We start from the raw sequence: 730 nt of genomic DNA on the forward strand, positions 1-730 counted from the left end.
CATTAAAGAAAAGCTGATAAGCTCAAAATTTATTACTGACGAGAATTTGCATTCTCTTATATGACACTCACTCGATGTTCAGTTTTCAAAGGGCAATTATATCGACATAAACCGCGCCGTTAGGCTATTCAGCTTTGTCGGTTGTTGTCGCCTCGTTTAGCGGCGACTTTTATAATATATCACATTCGCCCAGTAGATTGCAAGCATTTTTTTAGACTAATTTTTGGATCCGAGGTTAAACCCCGACGACCCACAATTTCAGAGCCGCTAAAGCGGCAAGTCCGGGCAAGCCCAGAACGCTTACGGTCCCAACCGTCACTGCGTTCAGAGGCAGCTCCAAATGCGTGTACGAACTGAACAGATTTAGAATATACAACAAAATCGAAGCAAATGCAATATGCAGGCAAATCATACCTAACCATTGGAACGCATACCGATTGCGCAGCATGACCAATCCTAACAACAAACCGGACCCAACAAGCACGCTCCACAGCAAATACGATTTCACGAAGACACCCCCATCGAACGGGCGGCAGATGCTTCCCTAGCCGAGATATTCAGGTTCTTGGCTTGCTTCAGCAGCATTTCGAATCGTTTCTCCGCCGCTTCGAGGGCAAAAATGGCATAGTCGATCTGTTCTTTCTCCACGACATAATCAAAGCGTCTCTGTGCTACTTCCCATTCCATATGGGCTTTGCGGATTTCTTCCACCAGCAGCAGACGGTCTTGT

General features: G+C 46.2%; 2 protein-coding genes. Both read right to left on the bottom strand.

Annotated features, from left to right (window positions below):
- Positions 1 to 235 precede the first annotated feature (235 nt).
- Complete coding sequence (locus tag QJ48_RS23685) at positions 236 to 508, bottom strand: pro-sigmaK processing inhibitor BofA family protein (RefSeq protein ID WP_036688414.1); 273 nt, start codon at positions 506 to 508, stop codon at positions 236 to 238.
- A partial coding sequence (locus QJ48_RS23690; protein ID WP_054975946.1) for a DUF2508 family protein occupies positions 505 to 730 on the bottom strand: 226 nt, incomplete at its 5' end. The genes QJ48_RS23685 and QJ48_RS23690, both read right to left, overlap by 4 nt.

It is taken from the genome of Paenibacillus sp. A3, assembly GCF_001399685.1.
GTDB lineage: Bacteria > Bacillota > Bacilli > Paenibacillales > NBRC-103111 > Paenibacillus_G.